The 24316-nt window shown below is 47.2% G+C and carries 27 protein-coding genes; 10 read left to right on the top strand and 17 right to left on the bottom strand.

The features are described from left to right. The first annotated feature begins 110 nt into the window (after nucleotides 1–110). Both lepA and GRF55_RS05775 read left to right on the top strand, forming a co-directional pair. Nucleotides 111–1904, top strand: coding sequence for a translation elongation factor 4 (gene lepA / locus GRF55_RS05770; RefSeq protein ID WP_220367516.1), 1794 nt, complete (start codon nucleotides 111–113; stop codon nucleotides 1902–1904). A 23-nt stretch (nucleotides 1905–1927) separates the two neighbouring features. Then, nucleotides 1928–2524 carry a Crp/Fnr family transcriptional regulator gene (locus GRF55_RS05775; RefSeq protein ID WP_220367517.1) on the top strand — a complete coding sequence of 199 codons (597 nt, stop codon included), beginning with the start codon at nucleotides 1928–1930 and terminating at the stop codon, nucleotides 2522–2524. Between the two features lie 80 nt (nucleotides 2525–2604). On the opposite strand, the gene GRF55_RS05780 is transcribed toward GRF55_RS05775, so the two are convergent. From GRF55_RS05780 to GRF55_RS05810, 7 genes are all read right to left on the bottom strand, one after another. Next, nucleotides 2605–4281, bottom strand: a complete 1677-nt coding sequence (locus GRF55_RS05780) for an AMP-binding protein (RefSeq protein ID WP_220369638.1) — start codon at nucleotides 4279–4281, stop codon at nucleotides 2605–2607. 21 nt (nucleotides 4282–4302) lie between these two features. Continuing rightward, nucleotides 4303–5964 carry an AMP-binding protein gene (locus tag GRF55_RS05785; protein ID WP_220367518.1) on the bottom strand — a complete coding sequence of 554 codons (1662 nt, stop codon included), beginning with the start codon at nucleotides 5962–5964 and terminating at the stop codon, nucleotides 4303–4305. Nucleotides 5965–6134: 170 nt separating this feature from the next. Next, complete coding sequence (locus GRF55_RS05790; RefSeq protein ID WP_220367519.1) at nucleotides 6135–6371, bottom strand: hypothetical protein; 237 nt, start codon at nucleotides 6369–6371, stop codon at nucleotides 6135–6137. A 13-nt stretch (nucleotides 6372–6384) separates the two neighbouring features. Next, the gene (locus GRF55_RS05795) at nucleotides 6385–8850 is read right to left on the bottom strand and encodes a leucine-rich repeat domain-containing protein (RefSeq protein ID WP_220367520.1); all 2466 of its coding nucleotides are present in this window, start codon (nucleotides 8848–8850) and stop codon (nucleotides 6385–6387) included. 105 nt (nucleotides 8851–8955) lie between these two features. Beyond that, nucleotides 8956–10203 (bottom strand): FtsX-like permease family protein, encoded by a 1248-nt coding sequence (locus GRF55_RS05800; RefSeq protein WP_220367521.1) that lies wholly within the window; start codon nucleotides 10201–10203, stop codon nucleotides 8956–8958. A gap of 922 nt (nucleotides 10204–11125) precedes the next feature. Continuing rightward, nucleotides 11126–11551 carry a GxxExxY protein gene (locus tag GRF55_RS05805; protein WP_220367522.1) on the bottom strand — a complete coding sequence of 142 codons (426 nt, stop codon included), beginning with the start codon at nucleotides 11549–11551 and terminating at the stop codon, nucleotides 11126–11128. 111 nt (nucleotides 11552–11662) lie between these two features. After that, the gene (locus tag GRF55_RS05810; protein WP_220367523.1) at nucleotides 11663–12265 is read right to left on the bottom strand and encodes a hypothetical protein; all 603 of its coding nucleotides are present in this window, start codon (nucleotides 12263–12265) and stop codon (nucleotides 11663–11665) included. 236 nt (nucleotides 12266–12501) lie between these two features. Between GRF55_RS05810 and GRF55_RS05815 the strand changes: the two genes are divergently transcribed. Together GRF55_RS05815 and GRF55_RS05820 are read left to right on the top strand one after the other, a co-directional pair. After that, nucleotides 12502–12975: a DUF4494 domain-containing protein gene (locus tag GRF55_RS05815; RefSeq protein ID WP_220367524.1), complete on the top strand. Its 474-nt coding sequence runs from the start codon at nucleotides 12502–12504 to the stop codon at nucleotides 12973–12975. Nucleotides 12976–13002: 27 nt separating this feature from the next. Continuing rightward, nucleotides 13003–13674, top strand: coding sequence for a YggS family pyridoxal phosphate-dependent enzyme (locus tag GRF55_RS05820; RefSeq protein WP_220367525.1), 672 nt, complete (start codon nucleotides 13003–13005; stop codon nucleotides 13672–13674). Between the two features lie 141 nt (nucleotides 13675–13815). On the opposite strand, the gene GRF55_RS05825 is transcribed toward GRF55_RS05820, so the two are convergent. Then, entirely contained in the window at nucleotides 13816–15273 is a 1458-nt protein-coding gene (locus GRF55_RS05825; protein WP_220367526.1) for an aminoacyl-histidine dipeptidase, read from the bottom strand. 123 nt (nucleotides 15274–15396) lie between these two features. Here GRF55_RS05825 and GRF55_RS05830 point away from each other — a divergent pair, with 123 nt between their 5' ends. The 6 genes from GRF55_RS05830 (at nucleotide 15397) to GRF55_RS05855 (ending at nucleotide 19334) form a co-directional block, all read left to right on the top strand. Next, on the top strand, nucleotides 15397–15612 hold the full coding sequence (locus tag GRF55_RS05830; protein ID WP_220367527.1) for a hypothetical protein: 216 nt from the start codon (nucleotides 15397–15399) through the stop codon (nucleotides 15610–15612). Nucleotides 15613–15624: 12 nt separating this feature from the next. Further along, on the top strand, nucleotides 15625–16257 hold the full coding sequence (locus tag GRF55_RS05835; protein WP_220367528.1) for an OmpH family outer membrane protein: 633 nt from the start codon (nucleotides 15625–15627) through the stop codon (nucleotides 16255–16257). Nucleotides 16258–16304: 47 nt separating this feature from the next. Beyond that, the gene (gene nth / locus GRF55_RS05840; protein WP_220367529.1) at nucleotides 16305–16952 is read left to right on the top strand and encodes an endonuclease III; all 648 of its coding nucleotides are present in this window, start codon (nucleotides 16305–16307) and stop codon (nucleotides 16950–16952) included. 2 nt (nucleotides 16953–16954) lie between these two features. Next, the gene (locus GRF55_RS05845) at nucleotides 16955–17653 is read left to right on the top strand and encodes a DUF2461 domain-containing protein (RefSeq protein WP_220367530.1); all 699 of its coding nucleotides are present in this window, start codon (nucleotides 16955–16957) and stop codon (nucleotides 17651–17653) included. A 120-nt stretch (nucleotides 17654–17773) separates the two neighbouring features. Next, nucleotides 17774–18520 (top strand): amidohydrolase, encoded by a 747-nt coding sequence (locus GRF55_RS05850; protein WP_220367531.1) that lies wholly within the window; start codon nucleotides 17774–17776, stop codon nucleotides 18518–18520. A gap of 19 nt (nucleotides 18521–18539) precedes the next feature. Further along, the gene (locus tag GRF55_RS05855) at nucleotides 18540–19334 is read left to right on the top strand and encodes a hypothetical protein (RefSeq protein WP_220367532.1); all 795 of its coding nucleotides are present in this window, start codon (nucleotides 18540–18542) and stop codon (nucleotides 19332–19334) included. Between the two features lie 77 nt (nucleotides 19335–19411). Here the strand turns inward: GRF55_RS05855 and GRF55_RS05860 are convergent, their stop codons facing one another. From GRF55_RS05860 to GRF55_RS05900, 9 genes are all read right to left on the bottom strand, one after another. Next, nucleotides 19412–19570, bottom strand: a complete 159-nt coding sequence (locus tag GRF55_RS05860; protein ID WP_220367533.1) for a DUF4295 domain-containing protein — start codon at nucleotides 19568–19570, stop codon at nucleotides 19412–19414. 13 nt (nucleotides 19571–19583) lie between these two features. Continuing rightward, on the bottom strand, nucleotides 19584–19775 hold the full coding sequence (gene rpmG / locus GRF55_RS05865; protein WP_220367534.1) for a 50S ribosomal protein L33: 192 nt from the start codon (nucleotides 19773–19775) through the stop codon (nucleotides 19584–19586). Between the two features lie 4 nt (nucleotides 19776–19779). After that, entirely contained in the window at nucleotides 19780–20043 is a 264-nt protein-coding gene (gene rpmB, locus GRF55_RS05870) for a 50S ribosomal protein L28 (protein ID WP_220367535.1), read from the bottom strand. Between the two features lie 174 nt (nucleotides 20044–20217). After that, nucleotides 20218–20739: a CinA family protein gene (locus GRF55_RS05875; protein ID WP_220367536.1), complete on the bottom strand. Its 522-nt coding sequence runs from the start codon at nucleotides 20737–20739 to the stop codon at nucleotides 20218–20220. Nucleotides 20740–20747: 8 nt separating this feature from the next. Beyond that, nucleotides 20748–21776, bottom strand: coding sequence for a tRNA (adenosine(37)-N6)-threonylcarbamoyltransferase complex transferase subunit TsaD (gene tsaD, locus GRF55_RS05880; protein ID WP_220367537.1), 1029 nt, complete (start codon nucleotides 21774–21776; stop codon nucleotides 20748–20750). 4 nt (nucleotides 21777–21780) lie between these two features. Then, nucleotides 21781–22641 (bottom strand): type I methionyl aminopeptidase, encoded by an 861-nt coding sequence (gene map, locus GRF55_RS05885; RefSeq protein ID WP_220367538.1) that lies wholly within the window; start codon nucleotides 22639–22641, stop codon nucleotides 21781–21783. A 42-nt stretch (nucleotides 22642–22683) separates the two neighbouring features. Beyond that, nucleotides 22684–23307, bottom strand: a complete 624-nt coding sequence (locus GRF55_RS05890; RefSeq protein ID WP_220367539.1) for an HAD family phosphatase — start codon at nucleotides 23305–23307, stop codon at nucleotides 22684–22686. Between the two features lie 13 nt (nucleotides 23308–23320). Continuing rightward, entirely contained in the window at nucleotides 23321–23800 is a 480-nt protein-coding gene (smpB, locus tag GRF55_RS05895; RefSeq protein WP_220367540.1) for an SsrA-binding protein SmpB, read from the bottom strand. Between the two features lie 8 nt (nucleotides 23801–23808). Further along, entirely contained in the window at nucleotides 23809–24315 is a 507-nt protein-coding gene (locus tag GRF55_RS05900) for a DMP19 family protein (protein ID WP_220367541.1), read from the bottom strand. Nucleotide 24316: the final 1 nt, after the last annotated feature.

The following is a 24316-nucleotide window of genomic DNA, read 5'->3' on the forward strand; positions in this document are numbered from 1 at the left end:
TTTTTATTTTTCGCCACACAAGACACAGCCGTTTGCTCTAAATTTCCGCCCAACGGTGTGTATTCTCGGAAAAAATTCTTATCTTTGCGTGTTGAAAACAAGAGTTACTCATGAATAACATAAGGAATTTCTGTATCATTGCGCATATTGACCATGGCAAATCGACCCTGGCTGACCGCTTGCTGGAGTACACCAACACGATTCAGATTACCGAGGGACAGATGCTCGACGACATGGATCTGGAGAAAGAGCGTGGCATCACCATCAAGAGCCATGCCATTCAGATGGAATATGCCTATACAAAAGACGGGAAGACAGAGCCCTATATTCTGAATCTGATTGACACTCCGGGACATGTGGATTTTTCCTACGAAGTGTCGCGAAGCATTGCTGCGTGTGAGGGAGCATTGCTGGTGGTCGATGCCACACAGGGCGTTCAGGCGCAGACCATCTCCAACCTCTACATGGCAATCGACCAGGATTTGGAAATCATCCCCGTCATCAACAAGATAGACATGCCAAGCGCCATGCCCGATGAGGTAGAGGATGAAATCATTGACCTGATAGGTTGCGACCGCTCCGAGATTATCCGTGCTTCGGGCAAGACTGGCGAAGGAGTGGAAGACATCCTTAACGCTGTGGTCGAACGCGTGCCGCATCCAGATGGAAACGCAGAAGCGCCCCTGCAGGCGCTGATATTCGACTCGGTGTTCAACTCGTTTCGGGGCATCATCGCCTATTTCAAAATAGAAAACGGCGTCATCAGGAAAGGTGACAAGGTGAAATTCTTCAACACGGGAATGGAATACGATGCTGACGAAGTGGGAGTTCTGAAGATGGATATGATTCCCCGCAAAGAGATGTCAGCAGGCGAAGTGGGGTATATCATCAGTGGTATAAAAAACGCAAAGGAAGTACAGGTCGGTGACACCATCACCCATGTGGCACGCCCTTGCGAAAAAGCTATTGAGGGATTCCAGGAAGTGAAGCCAATGGTCTTTGCAGGTGTGTATCCGATAGACCCTACTGACTACGAAAACCTGCGGGCTTCACTCGAAAAACTGCAGCTCAACGATGCATCGCTCTCATTCATGCCCGAATCGTCCGTGGCATTAGGCTTCGGTTTCCGCTGCGGATTCCTCGGATTGCTGCACATGGAGATTATCCAGGAACGGCTCGACCGCGAATTCGACATGGATGTGATTACGACGGTTCCTAACGTGTCATATATGGTTTATGACAAGCAGGGTGGGGTAAAGGAAGTGCACAATCCTTCCGGACTTCCCGACCAGACACTCATCGACCATATCGAAGAGCCCTACATCAAAGCGACCGTCATCTCCGATGCCAACTATATCGGACCTATCATGAAACTGTGTCTGGATAAACGCGGGGAACTCATCAAGCAAGAATATGTAAGCGGCAATCGGGTAGAATTGCATTTCTATCTGCCGCTGGGCGAGATTGTGATTGATTTCTACGATAAACTGAAATCCATATCAAAGGGCTACGCATCATTTGACTACCATATATCGGGATTCCGTCCGTCGCATCTTGCCAAACTCGACATTCTGCTCAACGGCGAGCCCGTCGATGCACTGTCAACGCTGACGCACCACGACAATGCCGTCGCTTTCGGCAGACGGATGTGTGAGAAACTGAAGGAACTGATTCCGCGCCAGCAGTTTGATATTGCGATACAGGCTGCCATCGGTGCAAAGATTATTGCGCGTGAAACGGTCAAGCAGGTGAGAAAGGACGTCACGGCGAAGTGTTATGGCGGTGACGTGTCTCGTAAGCGCAAACTACTTGAGAAACAGAAACGGGGAAAGAAGCGCATGAAGCAGATTGGTAATGTGGAAGTGCCGCAAAAAGCCTTCCTCGCCGTTCTGAAACTCGACTAAAACAAGAGTCTTTTGTGGGAACCATGAGAAGATTGCCAAGAAATACACGGGATGTTGCGCGCGAACTGGCACGTAAGTACAGTACGATGACGCATGAAGAACTCGACATTCTCGAGCAGATTCTCGTGCCCATGAAATTTGCAAAAGGCGAGATGATTCTCCGTGAAGGTGAGGTGTGCAAGCACATCTATCACATTGACAGAGGACTTGTACGGCAATTTTATTATAAGGCGGATAAGGAGTTGACCGAACATATCGGCATCGACAATTCCATCGTGATGTGTATCGAAAGTCTTTTCCGCGAGGAACCAACCTACCTGCAGATTGAGGCTTTGGAACCGACGGTTATCTATGCACTTCCTAAAAAGCGTTTGGAAGAGGTAGCCCTGCACAATGTGAACATCCAGATTCTATATCGTAAGATATTGGAGGAGTCGCTGATTCTCTCCCAGGTACATGCCGACCTTGTGCGTTTCGAGACTGCCTACGACCGATATATGAAAATGTGCCGGCTGATGCCGCAGGTCGTCTTGCGTGCACCGCTGATTTATATTGCCAGCTATCTGCAGATGACTCCCGAGACACTCAGCCGCGTCAGGGCAAGCAAGGCTCCGGAGTAAGAAGTATGCAGACACGAAAAAAGTCCGTACAAACCTATCCAAGGTCTGTACGGACTTTTCATTTGTGTTTCTTATAGCTCTTAGAAAAGGCTTGCTTTCTGATAGAGGAAGCGCTTGATGCTCTTCTTCGGTGTCTTTTCGAACTCTTCTTGGCGCAGGCGGATGGCTGAAAGTTTGCTGTAAGACGGCAACACTTCGTTAAGCTCCTGCCGGTTCTGCTCCATGATGTTCTGCAGGTCTTCATCGTTCAGTCCCAGGTTCTTTGCCTCGTCATAGTCGGGATGCACCAGTCCTACCAGCTTTTCACCTTCCTGTATGACCACGCTTTCCGCAACCATTGTCATGGAGTTGAGTTTGTCTTCAATCTCTTCCGGGTAAATATTCTGTCCGTTGGCGCCCAACAGCATATTCTTTGAACGTCCCTTTATAAAGACGTTTCCATTGGCATCCATCGTTCCCAAATCTCCCGTGTGATACCATCCTTCACTGTCAAGAGCCTCACGCGTTGCTTCTTCGTTTTTGTAATAACCGAGCATCACGTTGAGTCCTCTCGCAAGGATTTCTCCGGGAATGTTCTTCGGATCAGGGCTCACAATCTTCACCTCCATGTGCAAGGCTGCCCGCCCACATGAGCCGGGAACAAAGTCTTTCCATCCGCTATAGCAAATAATCGGTGCACATTCCGTAGCACCATAGCCCACAGTGTAGGGGAATTCTATGCGGTGCATGAACTGTTCCACCTCTTGATTGAATGCCGCGCCGCCAATGATGACTTCGTGGAAGTTGCCGCCAAAAGCTGCAACCACCTGGTCACAGATTTTCTGGTTGACTTTCTTGTTGACGACAGGCATTCCGAGCAACAGGCGCATACGATTGTTCTGAATCTTCGGGAAAACTTTCTTTCGAATGATTTTCTCAATCACAAGCGGTACGGCAATGATGATTGCCGGGCGCACTTCGGCAAATGCCTGTGCGATGATGGCTGGCGAGGGGATGCGGTTGAGATAGAACACATGGCATCCGTGCAGGAATTCGAAGATAAACTCGAACGCCATTCCGTACATGTGTGCCATCGGAAGGATGCTCAGCACGTTATCGCCACATTTAATCTTGTCGCCCAACACATGCTCCGCAAAATCGTAATTGCTCCAAAGGGCGCGATAAGGAATCATCACTCCTTTCGAAAAGCCTGTCGTTCCACTGGTATAGTTAATCATCGCCATCTCATCGGGCGACTCTTCTTTATAATAATGTACGTGTTCCTTTCTAAAATATTTAGGAAATTTCTTGCCGAACATCTCATTGAGGTGTTCTCTCGCATAGGTTAGTTTGTCGGAGCGGGAGAGTAGCAGCGAGTAGTCGGGATTGTTGATGATGCCTTCGAGTCCCGGCATTTTGGTCGGGTCAACAACTGTCGCAACGACATCGCCCACGAAAAGCAGTTTGGCATCGCTGTGGTTGACGATGTTATGCACTTGGTCTGGCGTGAATTCGTGTAGGATGGGCACGGCAACTGCTCCGTAAGTCAGTGTGGCGAGGAACGCTACCGCCCATTGTGAACTGTTCCGTCCGCAGAGTGCTATCTTGTCGCCACGCTCGACACCGCTGTTCTCAAACAGGATATGCAGTTTCTCTATCTTGCGTGCCACGTCGTGAAACTGCAGGGTTGCCCCTTTGTAATCGGTCAGTGCGTCTCTGTCCCAGTTGCTGATGATGCTCTGTTCTATGATCGAGTTGAAGCAAGGTATTTGTTCCATGTTCATTGTTTTTTTTGCCTGTTAGTTTTGGTATAGGTAACGCTTGATGCTCTTTTTGGGCGTCTTTTCAAATTCGGTAGCATGAAGTTCTATTGAACTCAACTTGCAGTATGCGGGCAGTTTGCTGTTCAGCGTTTGCCTGTTCTGTTCCATGATATTCTTCAGGTCGTCGTTGGAGAATCCCATTGCACTGGCTTCGTCGAAATCGGGATGAACCAATGCGATGAGTTTGTCGCCCCGCTGTATGATGACGCTTTCCATGACCATTGCCATCGAATTGAGCTTGTCTTCGATTTCTTCGGGATATACGTTCTGTCCGTTGGAGCCGAGCAGCATGTTCTTGATGCGTCCACGTATGAATATGTGTCCGTCGGCAGCCATTGTTCCCAAGTCTCCCGTATGATACCAGCCCTCTTCGTCGAGTGCCTGTTGCGTCGCTTCCTCGTTCTTGTAATATCCCAGCATCACATTCGCACCTCTTGTAATAATCTCGCCAGGCACATTCTCCGGATCATTGCTCAATATCCGCACTTCCATGCGGTCAACGGGCGTTCCGCAACTGCCCACATGGAAGTCTTTATAGTCGCTGTAGGATATAAGCGGTGCACATTCCGTTGCGCCATAACCGACGGTCAGAGGAAAATCAATGCTCTTCAGGAAATGCTCCACTTCCTTGTTCAGCGCGGCACCACCGACAATCACCTCGTACATGTTGCCGCCAAACGCCTTGATAACCTGTTCACAGATTTTCTGCTTCACTTTTTTGTTTACCACCGGCATGTTCAGCATCAAGCGCACGGCATTGGTCTGAATCCTCGGGAACACTTTCTTGCGGATAATCTTTTCGATAATCAGCGGCACTGAGATAACGATTGCTGGCTTGACATCATCAAACGCCTGCGCAATGATAGCAGGTGAGGGGAGACGTGTCAGGAAGAACAGATGGCTTCCGAAGCAGAATGGGAACAGAAACTCGATTGCCATTCCGTACATGTGTGCCATCGGCAGAATGCTCAGCGTGTTGCAGCCTTTCGGCAGATGCTGTCCTAATCTGTTCAGACAGAATTCGGTATTTCCCCACAGTGCCCTGTAAGGAAGCATCACACCTTTCGAGAATCCTGTCGTTCCGCTGGTATAGTTAATCAGTGCCAACTCTTCCGCCTCGTCCTTATGATAACTCACATCCTCCTTCGAAAACATCTTAGGATATTTCCTTCCGAAGAGTTCGTTCAGATGCTCCCGGGCATAAGAGAGTTGCTCGGAGCGGGAGACAAGCAGCGAGAAATCGGGGTTATAGACGATACCCTCAAGGGCAGGCATCTCGTCGGGCACGATTGTCGTAGCGACAACATCGCCCACAAACAGCAACTTCGCATCACTGTGATTGACGATGTTATGAATCTGCTCTGCATTGAATTCATGGAGAATAGGCACTGCTACGGCACCATAAGTCAGCGTGGCAAGGAACGAAACAGCCCAGTGGGCACTGTTTCTTCCGCACATGGCAATCTTGTCGCCTTTCTCCACACCGCTTTTCTCAAAAAGAATATGCAGTTTCTCAATCTTACGCGCCACGTCTTTATACTGTAACGTGACTCCTTTATAATCGGTCAGCGCATCATGATCCCAATTGTCTATGATGCTTTTTTGTATATAAGCATTAAAGCTCTGCGTGTTTTGCATTGCACAAAGTTCAAAAGTTTGTGCAAAGATACACTCTTATTTGCACAAAACCAAATTTTCTGTGCAATATTTTTAATATAAATGTATTTTTTGTCAATATTGGCTAAAAGAGAAAGAAAAAACCTCCTCATCTCGCGATGAAGAGGTTCTTTGTCTGACATGATGGTTATTTACTTATCAAAATTGTCCCATCCTTTGTTCTTCCATCTTGGGAGTGTGTAGTTCCATACTCCCGTCTCATCGTCATCATCCCAAGAAACACCTTTTCCTTCAAGGTCGTCGGCATCAGCTGGGTCGTTATTGAATTTGTATCCCGTGCCGGAGTTCTTCACGGGACCGTTACCCTCCATGAGGTCTTCCATGTTGATGACCTCCGATTCTGGTTTGATATATGATTTCTTGTCCATAGTTTTTGCGTGATTATTTGATGACTATTTTCTTTCCGTTGTGTATATAGATACCGTTGGTCGTTGGCTTCTTTGCCAGTCTGACACCTTGCAACGTGTACCATGCGTCAGCATGTGTCGCCGGAGTCACTTCGTCAATAGTTCTGATGCCTGTCGGTTCGCTGTCTGTGCCTTCTATGAAGATAGCAAGTTTACCGTCTGATGTGTTATCAAAGAGGTGAGGCATGTGGAAGCGACTAATAGAGAAATAGGCGCGGTTGGGCTGCGTCCATTTTGATTGGCTGCCGTCCAGCGCCGGCTCTGATTTCACTTGAACGAAATAACCTTTCGAAACACCAAAGTTGATGTATTCTATATCGCTGTCCAGGGTAGCATCGTTTCCGTTAATATCTTTCTGAGTGGCAAAATTGAAAAACCGTCCGTAATTGCCATTGCTGCTTGCGGTATATCCCGTACCCATGCGACCATATTCTGCGTACTTGAAATTGAGCGGGTCGCTCGTGTCACCGCTGAAGCGCTCTGACACATCCGGATGATTCGGGTCATCGTGCGCCGCATCAGAAGGATACGGGCTGGCTGCCCAATAAGGGAACAGCGGATAGCGGTCGGGCGTTCCGATAATCACGTTGTGGTCGGTTGCCGAATTGTGGTTTGCATTGAAATGCGCGGAGATGGTAGCTTGGTCTTGATAAAGCTGATCTACATCGGGCCAGTACTCTTCAGAGGCGTACCAAGTTATATTATCATTCTTTAAATCTTCCCATGTCAATTCCTTGCAAGAGAGATATTGATGATTATTGATGCTGTCACGAATATGATCGACCCGTACTCCGTCTCCCCACTCATAGAATTTGAACTTGAGGGGATTTGTTGATACGGGATGGCGCAAGTCTGCCCAATAATAGACATTCCAATCGCCACCGTAAACAGCTGCTGCATTCTCGACCCGTTCCCACGTCTTATTGGTTAGTACATTCTCGAATTCTGTTTCAGACAAACTCATGTTGTATCTTGCGATAATCGGTCCTTCGTCTCCTACATAGAGGGCTGGCGGAACGAGATAGGTTGCCGGTTTCGGGAAATCGATAATGATGCCCGTGTTACACGGCACGATGCCGTCACCGACAGGGCGTCGTCCGATCTGTTCCACTTCAGAACTTCCTGCATTGGCGTGGAACGAGTGGATGGAGTAGGGCATGAGCGACTGCGGATAGTTGGCAGGATCGGTTCCGCTGAAGCTGTAGCCGGTGAAGAACGCGTTCGGGTTTTCTATCGCCACTTCATCTCCCATCACACCTCGCACTTCCTCTTCTTTGCTTGACACAAGAATGGGCGTGGCTGCATGGGAAGTCTCGTCCCAGACATCTACCGTGTTGCTATATACGTATGATGCCTCCTCTTCAAATTCGCCTGGAGGAGCTGCACTTGGAGAGATATTGACAATCCGCTTGCTTTTCGCTGAGGCAGACGTGCTTCCTTCATCTTCGAAAACAGTGGGCTTCGCCGATACAAGAGGTACAGGATAACTCACGGTTGCTTCATCAATGATTACTTCAGGACGGAAACAAAGATAGTCATTCTTCCACGAACTGGTGGCAATGAGCCGCTGCTGTGGTGTTATATTATATAAGGTGTAATCCACCGCAGCCGGTGTGTCACCCGAATGGGTGCCGAGCTTGAATTTCACGCGATAGTTGTGATAAGGAATCGTCCCCATTGCCAGGTTGGAAAGGTACTTGGAGACACAACCTACCGGAACAATAACGCGCAGGCATCCCAACCGACTCTGCCCCTCGCTGTCTGTATGGGGGCTGGAGCTAAAGGGAGATTCCCAAAGGTCTTGCACAAAATCCGGCACGTCTTGGAAATCGCTGAAATCAACGGTAAGTTCGCTTCTCTGTCCCGCAAAGGCATTGTAGCCAATCGTTGTCCAGTTGGCTACCTTGATATAGCCAATCTTGCAATTAGCAAATGCTTCATCTGAAATGTTTGTAACATTGACGGGGAGAAAATCTAAAGACGTGATGCCGCAACTTTCAAAAGCGTTCATCTGAATAGTCGTCACCGTTTCGGGTAAAGAGACAGAAGTCAGTCTGTAACAATTCATAAACATTTCACCTAGCACCTCTGTAATACTGCATTCTGACAAATCTGCACTGACAAGACCCTGGCAATCATAAAAAGCCCCCCCATAGATGTCGGTAACAGAGCTGGGTATTTTTACGGAAGTGATGTCCCTGCATTCTGCAAATCCCTGCATTTCTATTTCCGCGACAGAATAGGTGTTCCCTCCGTGACTGACTTGAGAGGGAATCACAATGTCTCCACTGATGCCAGTTGAAGATGCTCTGACGCTCACAATTGGTGACCCCGCTGAATTGGTAAATGTGAAATTGCCATCATCCCATGATGTTGTTTGTGCCGTTGCGGTCAATGCCGACAGCAAGGCAACACTCACTGCAAGTAGAAGTTTTCTCATAAGTTTATCTAGTTTATAATGATTACTCTCAAAAATAAGCGTGCAAATGTAGGTATTTTTCCTCACATACAGCATACAGGCGTGTTAAAAAATCAAAAATCCAGTTTATTCATACCGGATGGAGCGTGCGGGATGGATGTGCGATATGAGATAGCTGGGCGCGATGAGGATAAAGATGCTCACGAGCAGCGTTGCTGCGTTGAGCAGGAGAATCCAAAGCGGATTCAGTTCGATGGGCACGGTGCTGACGTAATAGCTTGAAGGGTCGAGCTTGACGAGTCCCGTGAATTGCTGCAGCAAACACAGTCCGATGCCCAGCAGGTTGCCGATAAGCATTCCCTTGCCGATGATGAATACGGCAAACCACAGAAAGGTGTGGCGGATGGTGCTGTTTTTCGCACCGAGCGCCTTCATCGTGCCAATCATCTGGGTACGCTCGAGAATGATGATGAGCAGCCCGGAAATCATCGTCACACCGGCAACGGCAGTCATCAGTGCGAGAATAATCCACACGTTGAGATCGAGCAGGTCGAGCCAGGCAAAGATTTGCGGATTCGCTTGCTTGACGGTCGTCGACGAATAGGTTTCCCCGTACTTGTCAATGGTGCGGTTCACCTGTGCGGCTACTGCCGTTCCCATCTCGTCGAGCCGCTCAAAGTCGCTGATGGTCATCTCCGCTCCGGTGGCTTGGTCTTTCTCCCAACTGTTCAGTCGCACGGTCGTATAGATATCGGTGAAGCAGAGCGCCTCATCGAATCGCTTCATGTTGGTCTCGTAGATGCCGGCGATGGTGAACCGCCGTGTGCGCACATCATTGTCGCCGATGAAGTAGGCAAATATTCTCTCACCCGCCTTCAGCCGGAGTTTGTCAGCAATAGGCTTGGAAATGAGCAACTGGTTGGTACTCTTTTCGTCGCTGAACACCGGCACTTCGCCCTCCACGAGGTTGTCTTTGAGGAACGACGGGTCGAAATCGGGTCCCACGCCTTTGAACATGACGCCGAGAAAATCGCTGTCGGTCTTCAGCATACCCTGCTTGTAGGCATATCGCTGCACATGTTCCACGCCCTTGATGCTGCGCAGCACGTTCACCATGCTGTCGTCCATGCAGACGGGATATTGCTCTCCGCTCTGAAGCGTCATGAAGTCAGCCACGACGAGATGGCTTCCGAAGCCCACCACCTTGTCGCGAACGGTATGCTTGAATCCTACCACCACACCCACGGAGATAATCATGACTGCCAGTCCGATGGCAACACCTGCCATGGCGATGCGGACAGCGGGGCGGCTGATTTTCCTTTTCCCGTTGTCATCCGAATAGATATGCCGTGCAATAAATAAAGGTAGGTTCATTTTCGGGGACAAAGATAGTGCAAGTTGAGAGAAAAAGCAAATATATTTGCATTTTTCCGAGACGCCGCCTATCTTGGACGTCAGTCAAAGATACGATTAAGTGAGAACAACACAAAATAAAAGCCTGTTTTTATTTTTGTTGTCGAGCGTGAGTATCTTATGAAAAGATAGTGCAAGTTGAGAGAAAAAGCAAATATATTTGCATTTCTCCGAGACGCCGCCTATCTTGGACGTCAGTCAAAGATACGATTAAGTGAGAACAACACATTTAGAGTCCCTTGATAAGGGACGGCTATAATGCAGGGATTATCGAGCGTGAGTATCTTATTATTCTTCATCCCTCCCTTTGGGAGGGGTAGGGGTGGGTTTAGGGGCTCCTCCCCGAATTGTTAAAATGTAAAGATTTCACCCGAAAAATGCTTACAAACGAGACGGAAGTTTTTGTATAAACATACGGCAGTTTCCGAATAATTATGCGAAACATGCATATCTTTCATCGAAAAACGGTGAAAATTGCTTCCAAAAGTGCCACTTTTAGCGTTCAAAAGGGCAACTATTGGAATGCGAAAGTGGCACTTTCGCAACGTGAAAGTTCAACTTTCACAAACCGACAGCGCAAATATTCCGTATAAACCCCGCTTTTTCGCTTTCTAACACGTTGATTTTCAGAAAACTTTTCGCAGGAGCGCTTAAAATGCTTCCGCCCTCATTACAGCCCACCGACAGAAATATACAGCCTTCTGGCGTGTTAATTTTTGTAAAGAAACCTAAAATACCTCTCGAAAAATGTCTAAGAGAAGATTGTTTTTCTGCAATAATTAATCTTCCTCAGATTCTTAATCAGAAATTTAAATTGGAATTTATCTTTTAGAATCGCTTCGCGAGAAATCTTACAAATCTATTCAAATCATACAAATCCCTCTTAAAGCAACTTCACTTTGTCAATGATACCAGTCTTTGGGTCACGGTGATACCATTCGGAATAAAGCCCTTCGGGACTGAAATTGATAAGCATGCCGAACGGCAAGTGCGTTAGATTCATATAGTTCCAAAGCTGCCGCCGGTGGGGCGTATCTATATGTGCGATGGCTTTCAGTTCCACAATAATGTCACCGTCAATCACTAAGTCCATTCTATAAGTCTGGTCAAGTTGCACATCATCCCAGTAAATCGGAAGGCATACCTGACGTTCAACCTTATGTCCCTTTTGTTCCAAAAGATATTTCAAGGCAGCTTCATAAGCTGATTCCAAAAGTCCATAACGGTATTTTCTATGTACCTTCATTGCCATTCCTGTTATTTCTCGGAAGAATTCATATTTCTTGTTATACTCTGCTATCAAGTCCATCTTCAAACATATTTGTTAGATTTGTAAAGATTTGTAAGATTTCTGTCCGAAGGACACTCCATTAGTTCGCTAAATTGGAATTTTCATTTTTTTTCTTCGTCACAATCACATTTAATGCCTTATGACCTCCAAAAGCGAATCGTTCTTTTCTTGTTCAAATTGATAGCCATCATTTAATCTATAAAAGACAGTACAGTGATAGATGCTGTCACTTTCAAATTCCGTCACATCAAGTTCTTCTTTAATCAGGTCAAATTCTTTGTATATAGAAAAATAGGATTCCCTCAGTTCACCGAAACCGATGTTATTCATACGGTACATATGCCTGTCGATCAGCCCATCTCTTTTGTATAGGACAAACATGTTGGGGTCAAAAAAGTCGTAGTATTGCGAATAAATGACATATTCTTTGTTACTCCATATTTTTTCATCATGCTTGACCATTGCAATATACATGCTAATAAAACATGCCATGATCAATACGAAACAACCTATACAAGAAATTATTTTCTTCAGGATATGTTTTCCTTTCGAATAATGGATTGTTGATAAGATGCCAATGATGGCAATCAGCAGCGAAGCGAAAATCCATGTCCAATTGCTCAATTGCCAAATCAACCTGTCACCATTTTTGAGGAACAATGTCGGCACAAAGGTAATAGCCAAAAGCACCAAGGCAATAATTGCCATGCCACATATTCTTATCTTCTTCATTTTGCCGTTAGTTAAATTCCGATTTATCTGTTAGTGCAAAACTAATAATTTTATCGGAAACAGCCACACTTTTTGGAAGGAAAAGAAAAGAAGTGAGCATAATCACATCGTTTTTTCCTCTCATGGCGCCATCCCTTTTTCAGTTATTTTCTGTATCATCGTTAAAATCACACCACACTTTTGCAGTTTCGGAATAATTGCGTAATTTTGCACAACAAATAAAAACAACAGATACTATGATAAGAAAAGATGCAACTTGGTTTGAAGTAAAAATCCGCTATGACAAGACGATGGACGACGGACAGCAGAAGGCTACCGACGAGCTGTATGTGGTTGACGCACTGACGTTCACCGAGGCAGAGGCAATCATTACCGAAGAAATGTCGTCGTACATCAGCGGCGATTTTGAAGTGAAGGACATCAAAAAAGCTACTTACAAGGAAATCCTTTTCAGCGACAAGGCTACTGATGACAAGTGGTACAAAGTGAAGGTACAGGCTATTTCCATCAACGAGAAGACCGAGAAGGAAACACGCGTGAACCGATATTCGCTCGTGCAGGCACAGACGCTCATGCTCGCCGTGAAATATGTGGAGGACGACATGCGCGGCTCGCTGGCAGACGAGACGATTGTTAGCATAGCCGAGACGAAAGTGATGGATGTGTTTGAACATCGGGAAATCCAGAAAAAGGAAGACTTGGAAGGGTAGTGGACAGAATAATCTAAGGGGAAAGTCATGCACGACATAAAAGGACATCTGCACGAAGTGCTTGCCAGTCTGCCCGACGGGGTGCGGCTGGTGGCTGTGGGGAAGTATCACCCATGCGAAGACATTATGGCAGCATACGATGCCGGGCAACGCATCTTTGGCGAAAACCATGTGCAGGAACTGGCGAAGAAACAGCCTGTGCTGCCGCAGGACATTGAGTGGCACTTCATCGGACATCTGCAGACCAACAAGGTGAAATATATCGCATCATACATCTCGATGATTGAAGCGGTGGATTCGCTGAAGCTGCTTCGTGAGATTGACCGCCAAGCAGCGAAGCACGACCGGGTGGTGAAAGTGCTTCTCGAACTTCATGTTGCTCAGGAAGATACGAAATACGGGCTCTCGCTCGATGCTTGCCGCAACTTGCTGGAAGAAGGCTCGTGGAGAGCGTTGCAGCATGTGCAGATTTGCGGATTGATGACGATGGCATCGAACGTGGACGATGAAGAGCAGATACGCTCCGAATTGATGGCGGCTGCCGACTTCTTCGACGAAGTGAAGGAACAGTATTTTGGCGATTCACCTGAATTCTGCGAACGCAGCTGGGGCATGAGCCACGATTATCCGATAGCCGTGGAGTGTCGCAGCACCATTGTCCGTGTCGGCACTACGATTTTCGGCGAGCGCAAGTATTGAGGCAAAGGTCGTATCATACCGCCCCCATAAAAGAAGCGAGGCTATATCTGCCCATGTGACAGGTATAGCCTCGCGCACGTACATTAACATATTATATATAGGCGGATTCCAACATTAGGAATCCGCCTGTTGTGCAAGCATCTATTGCTGCGGGATGTTCTTCAGAATCTCGAGCAAGTGATCCCATACCATCTGCACGGTCGGAATGTGCAGACGCTCGTCGGGTGAGTGCACGCCGCGCAATGTCGGACCGAACGACACCATGTCGAGGTTCGGATAGCGCTCGGAGAAGAGACCACACTCCAATCCAGCGTGGATGCCCAGCACCTTCGGCTCTTTATTAAACAGTTTCTTGTAAGTCTCTACTACCGTTTTTGTCAACTCGCTGTTCGGATTCATCTTCCATGCCGGATATGGATCCTTCTGCTTGATTTCCGCACCAGCCAGTTCGAACGTTGCACGGATAGTATTGGCTTGGTTCTCAAGGTTGCTCATCACGTTAGAACGCTGACTGCAGACAATCTTGATTTCATCGTCGGTGGTCACGACGCTTGCCACGTTGTTGGAAGTTTCAACCAGCCATGCGATTGCCTCGTCCTGACACATGGTGAAGATGCCATTGTCAACAGCCTGCAAGGTGCGGATGAGGGTAGTGGAGATGTCTTTCGGAAGCACATTCTCTGCCTCTGCGCTCTCCATTCCGAAGTCCATGTTCTTTTCCGTCACGTGGAATTCCTCTTCCACATTGCTGATGAACACGTTCCAGTCGGCACGAACCTCTTCCTTCTTGTCGGCAGGAACAGCAAACACGACAATACCATCGCGCGGAATAGCGTTGTGGAGCTTGCCCGCATTGAAGTTAGCCACGCGCACGTCGAACTTGCTCATCTCCTTGTAAACGAAGCGTGTGAGCACCTTGATGGCATTGGCGCGCTTCTTGTTGATGTCGTCACCAGAGTGTCCGCCCACAAGTCCTTTCAGGGAAATCTTGATGAAGAAATAGCCAGCCGGTGCAGCCTCTTTCGTGAAATGGAACTTCGCTTCCGTCGTCATACCGCCTGCGCAGCTCACGAAAATCTGTCCCTCATCCTCAGAGTCGAGGTTGATGAGCATGTCGCCGCCCATAAAGCCAGCCTTCATCCCTTCAGCTCCGGTGAGTCCGGTTTCCTCATCTACGGTGAATACACACTCGATGGGTCCGTGCTCGATGTCGTTAGAGTCGAGGATAGCAAGTTCGATAGCCACTCCGATACCGTCGTCAGCACCGAGCGTTGTGCCCTTGGCTGTCAGCCATTCGCCGTCAACATAGGTCTGAATGGCATCTTTCTGGAAGTCGAAATCGAGGTCAACCAACTTCTCGCACACCATGTCCATGTGGCTCTGCAAGATGACCGTCTTGCGATTCTCGTATCCAGGTGTAGCCGGCTTGCGGATAAGCACATTGCCTGTTTCGTCAACTTTGGTTTCAAGTCCGCGACTCGTACCGAATTCCTTCAGGAACTCAATCATTTTCTCCTCGTGCTTGGAAGGACGGGGAATCTCATTGATGCGCTCGAATTGCTCGAAGACGCAACGAGGTGTCAATTCATTTTTGTTCATAAATGGTTGTTTTATCAATTAATAATTAATGTATGATGTTCTTCATTGGAGTAAAAAATAAATGAATTTATTTTGTTCTTCCCTTGATTTGCACTATCTTTGCAAGCGCAAAATTAATAAAAAATGTTTGAAACTCTTTTATTAAGCGTGTTAATAATTGCTATTGCGCTCATTTTATTGTTGGTGAAAGTGCTTCTGAAGAAGAACGGGAGTTTCTCTTCGCAACACATTCACGACAATCCGGCTATGCGCGAGAGAGGTATAGACTGCGTATTGGAGCAAGACCGCAAGATGCGCACGAAGAGTAAGGGAGTGGCAGAGCAAAGTGTAAAACATTAAAATCAGAATAAAATGAATAAGAAAAATCTTTTTAGGACAATGATCCTTACGGCAGTGGCAGCAATTGCCGTGTCATCATGCGACAATGCAAACTCAAAGGCAGACAACAAATCGCAGGCGAACGGAAAACCGACAGAGTTGAAATTGGCTTATGTGGAAATCGACTCAATCATGACACAATATAATTTCTGCAAGGAATATTCGAAGGTTCTGGAGAAGAAAGGACAGAATATCCAGAGCACACTGGCACAGAAACAGCAGGCTTTGCAGAATGCCGGTGTCAACTTCCAGCAGAAACTGCAGCAGAATGCTTACACCCGTGAGCAGGCAGAAGGAATCCAAGCCAGCCTGCAGAAACAGGCAGCCGACCTTGATGCACTCTCACAGCGACTGGGAAATGAGTTCCAGGCAGAAACGGAAAAGTTCAACGAAGCGCTCCGCGATTCTATCCGCCATTTCCTAGACCAATATAATAAGGATAAGAAATACAGCATCATCTTCAGTAAGCAAGGAGAAAACCTGCTCTACGCAGACAAGTCGTATGACATCACGGATGATGTGATTGCAGGACTGAACAAGAGCTACAAATCAACTATAAAGAAAGAAGAGACTGCAGCGAAGACTGAAAAAGCTGCAAAGAAATAAATCAGAAAAAGAATTGGGGCAGGTGATGAGCCTGCCCTTTTTTATTGATGACAAAGAAAGAACGATACAAATACATTCTGGAATACTTCCACACACAGCTGCCGGAGGTGACGACGGAACTGGAATTCGGAAACGTGTTCCAGCTATTGGTGGCTGTCGTGCTGAGTGCGCAATGTACGGATAAGCGCATCAACCAAGTGACACCGGAACTGTTCCGCCGCTTTCCCGATGCAAAGGCAATGGCAGAAGTGGAGGAAGACGAGTTGTACGAATATATCAAAAGCGTTTCCTATCCACACTCGAAAGCACGCCACTTGATGAGAATGGCGCAAATGATTGTGAAAGATTTCAAGGGTGAGGTGCCTGACAATCTGGACGACCTGATGCTTTTGCCCGGTGTGGGGCGGAAGACCGCCAACGTCATACAGGCAGTGGCTTTCGGAAAACAGACGATGGCAGTCGATACGCATGTATATAGAGTCAGTCACAGACTCGGATTGGTTGCAAAAACAGCCAACACACCTTATAAAGTGGAACAGGAACTGGTGAAAAACATTCCCCCGGAAATCATTCCGAAAGCCCATCATTGGCTGCTGTTACACGGCAGATATGTATGCACCAGCCAGCGACCGAAATGCAAGGAATGTGAATTTGACAAGATTTGCCCGAAACTTTTAGAAGGTTCAAAACTGTAAATATGGACTCAAAACGAATATTAGCTTTTTTAAGAGAAGTACAACAAAACAACAACCGTGCATGGTTCGCATCACATAGGGATGAGTATCTGGCGTGCAAGGAGGATTTCGAGAAAGATGTGGCAACCATCATTGCGCGGATTTCAGAGTTCGACCCGAGCATTTCGCATATCACTCCGAAAGATGCCACCTATCGTTTTTATCGTGACACACGCTTCTCACCTGACAAATCGCCCTATAAAAACCATTTCGGGGCTTACATCGCCGCACACGGAAAGAAAGCGCTGCATGGCGGATATTATGTCCATCTGGAGCCCAACCACTGCTTGCTTGCCTGCGGAACATACTGGCTGCCCACGAATATCCTGACCTCATGTCGCAATGAAATCATGGGAAACATCGAAGAATGGCGCAAAAGGGTAGAGAACAAGGACTTCATGAAAACCTTCGGAAAACCGGCAGGAGGCAGCTGGGACGACAGCCACGGATTCGGAATGGAACACCTGAAATCCTGTCCGGCAGGATTCCCACGCGACTACGAACACATACACTACTTGCGGATGAAAGATTACTGTTGCTGGAAAGGTGTGGATGAAACGTTTTTCACGAAAGCGAAATGGATGGACGAGATGGTGAAAATCTTCAAGACGGCAAAGCCAATGATGGATTTCATCAATGCCGTCGTGGATGACTATGAATAACAACCAACGACATCCGTTGAGATTTTCGCCACGAATTAAATCCGTTTTTTGAAAAAATCTTTCAGAAAAACTTGTGCATGAAAGAGAAAGTATTTACATTTGCAAACATAACAGGATAAGATGATTGTCAGTATATTACAAACCGACATCGTATGGGCACAGCCAGAATGCAATGCTCAGCATGCTGAACGCTTAATCAACGAGTGCAAGGGTAGTGACCTCTATGTGCTTCCGGAAATGTGGAGCACTGGATTTGCAACCAATCCCGACGGAATCGCAGAAACAGATTCCCAGTCGTTGAAGTGGATGCAGAAAATGGCTGAGAAGAAACAGGCAGCCATCTGCGGAAGCCTTGCCATCAAAGACGCTGACGGTTCGTATAGAAACCGGCATTATTTTGTGAAGCCCGACGGTTCGTATCAGTTCTACGACAAACGCCATTTGTTCTCATACGGAGGAGAAGACAAGAATTACACACGTGGAGAGGAAAGGACTGTTGTGGAATATGGTGGCTGGCGGTTTTTGCTTCTGACCTGTTACGACCTGCGGTTCCCTGTATGGAGCCGATACCGTGGTGATTACGATGCTATCATCTACGTATCCAACTGGCCGGAAACACGCCAACGAGTGTGGGAAATCCTGCTGCGTGCACGAGCCATTGAGAACCAATGCTATGTCATTGCAGCCAATCGTGTGGGAAATGACGATCAGTGTTCATACGTCGGAGGAAGCTGCATCATCGATGCGAAAGGAACAACAATCGTTGAGAGCGTCTCACCAACGGAGCAGGAGTTGACGGCAGAGTTGTCAAAAGAAAAGCTGGAACTGTTCAGGAATAAGTTTCAAGTATTAAAAGACCGAGATTAATCAATTAAAACGACATAACATGAAAAAGGACAAAAAAGTATTAACCCTCAAAACTATTACAAAAAGTAACGTATGGGAGTTGCAGGAAAATGATATCTTCCGTATGTGGGAGGCAGCAGAACGTGATGCTGACCTCAGAGATAATTTGCCACACTATCGGGACATTATCAAAAGTGCCTTTGAAATGGAAGACTTGGTTGTGGACAAGCCTGAAGTCGTAAAAAAATATAAGCAGAGAGACTTCAAGGTGTCGCAGGTGAAACTGGCTGACGGCTCGAAGAAGAAAATCGCCATCAAGAAGCGCGCCATCCTGCGGGTCACCGACTTGACGTATGAGAACATACGCCATATCTCCGCAGGAAAACTGCTGGAAGTGATTGACCGAAATTTCGGCGGCGGATGGGAAAGCCTCTCACAAAGCATCAGAGATATTATCGAAGCAGGTTTCGACATCAGCACAACCACACTACCGAAAGACAGACTCCGCAAGAAAGGCGGCATGTATGAAAAGAAAGTTGCCGACGGATTCGAAGTGCTTGAAATAGAAAAGGGAGCATGGATTGAAGCAATCTTTGCAAAGGAGAAACCCAAAGTTGAAAGAGTGAAGAGCAAGTATGATGCTGATGAAGAGAATCTCTCTGATGATGAAGATGAAAACCTTCCAGACCACAATTACACCAATGATGACGACGATGACGACGACCTTTATGATGAGGACAAGCTGACGGAAGAAAGCTACCACACCACTTTCGACGAAGAGGCGCCCGACGATCTCAGCATTGCCGAAGATGTGGCGGATGAGTATGACGGATAAATCATTCCGGAGACAATGATACACAAAAAAGGGGTTGCATCGTAATGCAACCCCTTTTTTATATGCTTAATTGACTTTTAATTCTTGAAGAATTTCTGTACGTCTTCGTTGGGAACCATTTGCTCATCGAAAATGTAAGCACCAGTCTTGGGGCTTTTCACCATTTTGATTACTTTTGTGTAAGCGCGACCATCCTTTGAGCCTTCGTGGAGGGTAGCGACGGTTTTCTTTGCCATATCCTAAATGCGTTTATTTAATTTCCTTGTGAAGAGTCATCTTCTTCAGGATGGGGTTATACTTTTTCAGTTCCATACGGTCGGGCGTGTTTTTACGGTTTTTCGTCGTGATATAACGACTTGTACCTGGCAGACCGCTGTTTTTCATCTCTGTGCACTCAAGAATGACCTGCACTCTGTTGCCTTTCGCTTTTTTGTTTGCCATAGCGTTATTCTCCTATCACTTTAATATCTTTCCAATCTACATAGCCTTTTTCCACTGCTTTTTTAAGAGCGGCATCAAGACCAACCTTGTTAATGAGACGCAAGCCGGCAGCACTCACTTTGAGAGAAATCCAGCACTGTTCTTCAACATAATAGAATTTTTTCGTGAACAAGTTCACGTCGAACGTACGCTTTGTGCGATGTTTCGAGTGGGAAACATTGTTGCCGACGAGGGCTTTTTTCCCTGTAATTTGACAAATCTTCGACATTGCTATCTATTTTTTCTTTTTTGACATCTATTCTAAACAGGGTGCAAAATTACATTTTTTTTCCAAATAAACAAAATAAAATTCTCAAAAATGTCACTATTTTATGTTTTTTTTATTTGAAAGTTGTCATTTATGGGGCATTTTTCCCTGTTTGCCTATTATTTTTCACTCCATTTACCCTTCTGACGGCATTGATTTTTTATGCACTTGACGTTCCGTCAGATATTGCAGGAATAACTGCATGGCACGGCGAGAGGCTATGGCGATGTTGATATCGCGACCGAAATCATTCGTCAGTTTGCAAGTAATGATTTCGTCGGACGAGCCACATGCCAACCAAATGGTGCCGACAGGATTGTCTTTCGTTCCACCTCCGGGACCTGCGACACCGGTCGATGCGATGGCATAGTCAACGTTGAGAGTATTAATTGCGCCTTTGACCATTGCAATGGCAACCTCCTCGCAGACTGCTGTTTTCTCTTCGAGCAGTTGGTGGTCAACATTCAGAAGTTTTTCCTTGATTTCGTCCGTATATGAGATGACGCTCCCTTTGAAGTAGGTGGAAGCCCCCGGGACGGCAATGAGCGATTCTGCAATCTTGCCACCCGTACAACTCTCAGCCGTTCCTACTGTTTTCCCTGATTCATAGAGAATCTGATGAACCTCGCGACTTAAAATCTTATTTTCAAAATCCATGGTTTCATTTATTTAAAGGTTATTTTGCTAAATGGTGGTTTGTCTATCTTACAGAAATCACCATCCTTATATTTATAGTATCCTGTGACGGCAATCATTGCCGCATTGTCTGTCGTATAACTGAACTTCGGGATATAGATAGTCCATCCATATTTCTCGGCATGTTCCTTGAAAGCGTTTCGCAAACCGTTGTTTGCCGACACGCCTCCAGCGAGGGCTATATGCTTGATTCCTGTTTCTTTGGCAGCCAGGCGCAGTTTTTTCATGAGTATTTTGACGATGGTTGCTTCGATGCTTGCTGCCAGGTCTTCCTTGTGATGTTCCACAAAATCGGGGTCGTCCTTCACCCAATCCCGCAAATGATACAGGAACGATGTCTTCAATCCGCTGAAACTATAGTCAAATCCCGGAATATTCGGTTCTGAGAACTGAAAGGCGTTCGGGTTTCCCTGCCGTGCAAGCTTGTCGATAATCGGACCTCCCGGATAGCCGAGCCCCATCACTTTTGAACATTTGTCGATGGCTTCGCCCGCAGCATCATCAATGGTCTGTCCGATAACTTCCATATCGTTGTAGGCATTCACCTTGACTATCTGCGAGTTGCCGCCACTGACCAGCAGGCACAGGAAGGGGTAGGGCGGAGATGATGTGTCGTTCTCCTGTTCTTTGATGAAGTGTGCCATGACGTGTCCTTGAAGATGATTCACGTCAATCATCGGAATGTTCAATGAACGTGCAAAGCCTTTTGCAAAACTCACGCCCACGAGCAGTGACCCCATCAAGCCGGGACCAAGGGTGAAAGCAACGGCTGAGAGCTGTTCTTTGCTGATGCCTGCCTGTTTGAGGGCTTGATCGACAACAGGGACGACATTCTCCTGATGAGCCCGCGAAGCCAGTTCGGGGACGACTCCTCCGTATGCCTCGTGAACTTTTTGTGAGGCGGTGACGTTGCTCAACAGCACATCGTTCCTGACGATTGCGGCTGAAGTGTCGTCACAACTGCTTTCCAGTCCTAATATATAGATATTGTCATTCATTTTTTCAATAAGTTAAAATCTCGACCCCATGTTCTGTCATGAGGAAGGTGTGCTCCCATTGTGCGCTCGGCAGTTCATCGCCGGAGATGACTTCCCATCCGGTCTCGTCGTCAGCATCGATAAACACCTTCCACGTTCCCATGTTGATCATCGGTTCGATGGTAAAGACCATTCCCGGAACGAGCAACATGCCCTCGCCACAATAACCGAAGTGGGGCACATCGGGCTCTTCATGGAATTGCAGTCCCACACCATGTCCGCACAAATCTCGCACGACACCATAATGATATTTTTTAGCATGGCGCTGTATTGCGTGACCGATATCGCCGACAAAACCGTAAGGACGGGCAGCCTCGGCGCCAATCTCAAGACATTCCTTTGCCACCCGCACCAACTGTTCTTTTTCCGGTGTTGTCTTTCCAATGATAAACATGCGTGATGCGTCCGCATAATATCCGTCGAGAATGGTAGTAAAATCGACGTTGACGATATCGCCTTCCTGCAAGATGTCTTCAGCTTTCGGAATGCCGTGGCAGACCACCTCGTTGATGCTCGTGCACACACTTTTCGGAAAGCCTTCATAGTTCAAGCATGCAGGTGTTGCCCCGTGACTGGTACAGTAGTCATAACAGATTTCATCTATCTCGAGCGTGCTCATTCCCGCCCGTATATGCTTTGCCACTTCGTCAAGCACGCCTGTGTTGACCACGCCGCTGCGACGGATTCCTTCGATTTGCTCGGGAGTCTTGATCAGTTCGCGCGTCGGCACGGTTTTTCCTTTTTTCTCCCAAGCCATTATCTGCTTATCCATTTCCGTGAGTTGGTCGGAAAGCGGTATCCATCTTTTCTTTTTCCTGAAAGCCATTATCTGTTGTTACTATATTTATTATAATGTGTTTGCTGTGCGTCAGAGATATTCATATATTTCCTTGGTCCAGTCTTCGCCGTTTTTCGGACAGAAGGTTTGGATGGAAAGTTGTCTGGCTGCTTCCACGTTGCGCCATCCGTCGTCCACGAAAAGTGTCTCTTCGGGTAGGATTCGTTCCGTGTCCAACACTTTTTTGAAGAAAGCGAGGTCGGGCTTCATGATGCCGTGCTGATAGCTCACATAGAGCGCATCGAAATAGTCGCCGATGCCGTGTCCGTTTCCATCAAACTGGTCGCTCTGCGCCCATCCCATGACGAAGGGATTGTTGTTCGACATAAGCAACAGCCGATAGCCTTGTTCTCTCAGCGCAATCAATGTGTCGAGATTGCGTTGGGGCAGTTCGCCGCAGTAGCCCTGCCAGGCAAAGGCACACTCATCCATCGTCAGCGTCTTGCCTATCGTCGCACTCAGTTCTCTCCTGAAGTCTTCCGCATTGATTTTTCCGCTTTCCAACTCTCCGAAAAGTCCGAATTGCGTGTAAGCGTCCAGTTTTTTGTCGGCATCTTTCAGACCGATTTGCTGAAAGCGCCTGACTGCCTGTGGCTGATCAATGGTGATTACCACGCCGCCAAAATCGAAAATGATGTTCTTTATTCTGCCCATACGTCGTTAGTGGTCAAAAATGTTTGACGGCACGTTCCATCTCCCGCCGGTCTTCTTTTTCTTTCAGCGTCTGCCGCTTGTCGAACTCTTTCTTTCCTCGTGCCAGTGCGATATCCACTTTCGCGCGTCCTCGTGCATCGATGAAAATCAGTGTCGGAACGATGGTAAATCCCACTTGCTTGCCTGCATCCTCCAGCTTCCGGATTTCCCGTTTAGTGAGCAGCAGCTTGCGATCGCGTTTAGCGTTGTGGTTGTTATAGGAACCATAGAAATAGGGTGAGATGTTCATCCCCTTCACCCACATTTCGCCATTGAGCACAATGCAGTAGGCATCCACGAGCGATGCCTTTCCCATTCGGATGGATTTGATTTCCGTGCCGGTCAGCACGATGCCTGCGGTGAATGTGTCAACAAAATGGTATTCGAACGCAGCCTTTTTGTTCCTTATCTGTATGGGGCTCTTCTTCCTTAGTTCCTGTTCCGCCTTGTTCATGATTCTTTCTACTTTTTGACAACGACAAACTGCTCGATGTGCTCGTCGATGTATTGTGCCACTTGCGCCATCCAGTCTTCTTCACACTCCACGAATTCGTCGTCGAACTCGTCGAAGGCGGGGAAACGCTCGAACATTGCCATGAACTCCTCGTCTGTGCAGTCACGCTCGATTTCCTCATGGTGCTGCTCATATTTCTTCCGCACCTTGTTCATCAGCCTCGCCAGTTCGTCCACGCCCCACATACGCATCACCTTTGCAAAGGGATTGTGGAAAAAGAATGGTCCGTAGCCATTGTGTATGAGTTGCACGAATCCTCCGTCCATCACTTCCTCATGAAGGATGTGGTAGGCGAGGAGCGTTGCCTGGTCAGCGTTCAGTTCGGCAAGGTGTTCCCCCGTCAATTCTCCGTCAATCGCCTGCATGACAGCATCGACGAAAAGTTGCACGAAAGCGTCCATGCCCGACTCGGCAGCCTCAATGATTTTCGTTTCCTCAAGTTCTATTTTTTTCATC

Source organism: Prevotella sp. Rep29, from assembly GCF_019551475.1.
Taxonomy (GTDB): Bacteria; Bacteroidota; Bacteroidia; order Bacteroidales; family Bacteroidaceae; genus Prevotella.

What these genes read in the sequence shown, in the direction of transcription:
- rpmB (WP_220367535.1), bottom strand. Translation starts at nt 20,043, where the DNA reads ATGTCGAAGATTTGTCAAATTACAGGGAAAAAAGCCCTCGTCGGCAAC.
- GRF55_RS05800 (WP_220367521.1), bottom strand. Translation starts at nt 10,203, where the DNA reads ATGAACCTACCTTTATTTATTGCACGGCATATCTATTCGGATGACAAC.
- GRF55_RS05825 (WP_220367526.1), bottom strand. Translation starts at nt 15,273, where the DNA reads ATGAACAAAAATGAATTGACACCTCGTTGCGTCTTCGAGCAATTCGAG.
- GRF55_RS05820 (WP_220367525.1), top strand. Translation starts at nt 13,003, where the DNA reads ATGCACGACATAAAAGGACATCTGCACGAAGTGCTTGCCAGTCTGCCC.
- GRF55_RS05855 (WP_220367532.1), top strand. Translation starts at nt 18,540, where the DNA reads ATGAAAAAGGACAAAAAAGTATTAACCCTCAAAACTATTACAAAAAGT.
- GRF55_RS05785 (WP_220367518.1), bottom strand. Translation starts at nt 5,964, where the DNA reads ATGCAAAACACGCAGAGCTTTAATGCTTATATACAAAAAAGCATCATA.
- GRF55_RS05815 (WP_220367524.1), top strand. Translation starts at nt 12,502, where the DNA reads ATGATAAGAAAAGATGCAACTTGGTTTGAAGTAAAAATCCGCTATGAC.
- GRF55_RS05810 (WP_220367523.1), bottom strand. Translation starts at nt 12,265, where the DNA reads ATGAAGAAGATAAGAATATGTGGCATGGCAATTATTGCCTTGGTGCTT.
- rpmG (WP_220367534.1), bottom strand. Translation starts at nt 19,775, where the DNA reads ATGGCAAACAAAAAAGCGAAAGGCAACAGAGTGCAGGTCATTCTTGAG.
- GRF55_RS05780 (WP_220369638.1), bottom strand. Translation starts at nt 4,281, where the DNA reads ATGGAACAAATACCTTGCTTCAACTCGATCATAGAACAGAGCATCATC.
- GRF55_RS05850 (WP_220367531.1), top strand. Translation starts at nt 17,774, where the DNA reads ATGATTGTCAGTATATTACAAACCGACATCGTATGGGCACAGCCAGAA.
- GRF55_RS05860 (WP_220367533.1), bottom strand. Translation starts at nt 19,570, where the DNA reads ATGGCAAAGAAAACCGTCGCTACCCTCCACGAAGGCTCAAAGGATGGT.
- tsaD (WP_220367537.1), bottom strand. Translation starts at nt 21,776, where the DNA reads ATGAATGACAATATCTATATATTAGGACTGGAAAGCAGTTGTGACGAC.
- map (WP_220367538.1), bottom strand. Translation starts at nt 22,641, where the DNA reads ATGGCTTTCAGGAAAAAGAAAAGATGGATACCGCTTTCCGACCAACTC.
- GRF55_RS05835 (WP_220367528.1), top strand. Translation starts at nt 15,625, where the DNA reads ATGAATAAGAAAAATCTTTTTAGGACAATGATCCTTACGGCAGTGGCA.
- GRF55_RS05775 (WP_220367517.1), top strand. Translation starts at nt 1,928, where the DNA reads ATGAGAAGATTGCCAAGAAATACACGGGATGTTGCGCGCGAACTGGCA.
- GRF55_RS05900 (WP_220367541.1), bottom strand. Translation starts at nt 24,315, where the DNA reads ATGAAAAAAATAGAACTTGAGGAAACGAAAATCATTGAGGCTGCCGAG.
- GRF55_RS05845 (WP_220367530.1), top strand. Translation starts at nt 16,955, where the DNA reads ATGGACTCAAAACGAATATTAGCTTTTTTAAGAGAAGTACAACAAAAC.
- GRF55_RS05875 (WP_220367536.1), bottom strand. Translation starts at nt 20,739, where the DNA reads ATGGATTTTGAAAATAAGATTTTAAGTCGCGAGGTTCATCAGATTCTC.
- GRF55_RS05890 (WP_220367539.1), bottom strand. Translation starts at nt 23,307, where the DNA reads ATGGGCAGAATAAAGAACATCATTTTCGATTTTGGCGGCGTGGTAATC.
- lepA (WP_220367516.1), top strand. Translation starts at nt 111, where the DNA reads ATGAATAACATAAGGAATTTCTGTATCATTGCGCATATTGACCATGGC.
- GRF55_RS05830 (WP_220367527.1), top strand. Translation starts at nt 15,397, where the DNA reads ATGTTTGAAACTCTTTTATTAAGCGTGTTAATAATTGCTATTGCGCTC.
- GRF55_RS05795 (WP_220367520.1), bottom strand. Translation starts at nt 8,850, where the DNA reads ATGAGAAAACTTCTACTTGCAGTGAGTGTTGCCTTGCTGTCGGCATTG.
- GRF55_RS05790 (WP_220367519.1), bottom strand. Translation starts at nt 6,371, where the DNA reads ATGGACAAGAAATCATATATCAAACCAGAATCGGAGGTCATCAACATG.
- nth (WP_220367529.1), top strand. Translation starts at nt 16,305, where the DNA reads ATGACAAAGAAAGAACGATACAAATACATTCTGGAATACTTCCACACA.
- smpB (WP_220367540.1), bottom strand. Translation starts at nt 23,800, where the DNA reads ATGAACAAGGCGGAACAGGAACTAAGGAAGAAGAGCCCCATACAGATA.
- GRF55_RS05805 (WP_220367522.1), bottom strand. Translation starts at nt 11,551, where the DNA reads ATGGACTTGATAGCAGAGTATAACAAGAAATATGAATTCTTCCGAGAA.